Here is a 1,340-nt window from a genome sequence, read left to right as displayed (position 1 = left end):
AGAACCAGAAAAATGTAAAAATGCCCAAAAAGCCGATTTTGAAACAAGTCGGCTTTTTTATGAGCAGTTTTGATAGTTCTTGCCAATAAATTTGTTTAAAAAGTAGTCGATTTTGCAATTTTTTAAATTTTATCAATGCCTGTACTTCGGAAATTATCCGCAATTTCTGCGGATAAACCTTGGGGTAAGTTTTGAGCAATGTTGTACGCTCAGGCTGACATAAATTAGGGATCATTGCGTCTAAATGAAGTCTCTTCATAATTGTTTAGTGTTGTTGCAATAAAAAGTTTAGATGGCATTTTTTTGCTCATTAATGATATTGATAACATTAAAAATATATATAAAAGCTTATAATTAGAAGCAGTAATTAAATCCAATTTATAAGGACATGTATGTTGTTATCAGAAACACAAAAAAAAGAGATTTTAGTGAAAGCTAAGGATTGGTTTCGAAAAAGTGTTATGGAAAGTCACTTACGAAATGCCAAAAAACTAAAAAAAGCCTCTGAATTTAATATAAATCCTTTTACTGCAACATACTTAGCTAATTTTTTAACTGGAGATGCTTCCCCTGAAAGTATGGCTAAAGCATTAATTTACCCTCGAATTTTAGGTACGAGCATAAACACAACTTTTGGGGGGGCAATTCAAAATTTTACGAATGACGTATTAGGTACATTTAGCAGTACGACATTAGGAATTGATATTGAGTATGAAGATCAGCAAGATGGTAGAAAAAAATACTGTCAGATTAAATCAGGACCAAACACAATAAATAAAGATGATGTGGAGACGATTCATCAACATTTTAAAGCTGTAAAAAATTTAGCTCGAACAAATAATCTTGCGTTACAAGTCAATGATATGGTTGTTGGAATTGTCTATGGTGAGAGAAGTGAGATTAGTCAACATTATAAGAATTTAGAATCTAAACATGACTATATTGTGCTTGTTGGTAGAGAATTTTGGGAAAAATTAACTGGTGATAATGAGTTTTATGATGATTTAATAGCCGTAATTGATGAAGTAGCAGAAGAATCTGATTTTAGTGAGGAATTAGATTCTATAATTAAAGACTTATCTAATGATAAAAAAATTATAGAACTCTCTAACATGGCGAATAAAGAATCTAAGTGATCTTATGGGGTGGCTCCTCCATTATAAAAATGGGGGGAAATAAGCTTCTATTTTACCTGTAACTCATATCATGACGGCTATCCCTAAAGAGTTAGATAATTTTTCTGCCGAACAAGTTGCAGATGACTTATCTGTTTCAACCTTATATTTATCAAACATTGACACTATCAAAACTCCTAAAATAATTGTGGACCTGGCTCTCCT

At 31.6% G+C, this 1,340-nt stretch carries 1 protein-coding gene; it reads left to right on the top strand.

The window, feature by feature from the left end; translation table 11 throughout:
* Nucleotides 1-392 precede the first annotated feature (392 nt).
* On the top strand, nucleotides 393-1,136 hold the full coding sequence (locus FTV41_RS14780; protein WP_179996769.1) for a PmeII family type II restriction endonuclease: 744 nt from the start codon (nucleotides 393-395) through the stop codon (nucleotides 1,134-1,136).
* The last annotated feature ends 204 nt before the right edge of the window (nucleotides 1,137-1,340 follow it).

The organism is Acinetobacter sp. YH16051 (assembly GCF_013417135.1).
Lineage (GTDB): Bacteria > Pseudomonadota > Gammaproteobacteria > Pseudomonadales > Moraxellaceae > Acinetobacter > Acinetobacter towneri.
Note: the sequence above shows the minus strand (reverse complement) of the source record. Positions and strands in the feature narration are given on the sequence as shown.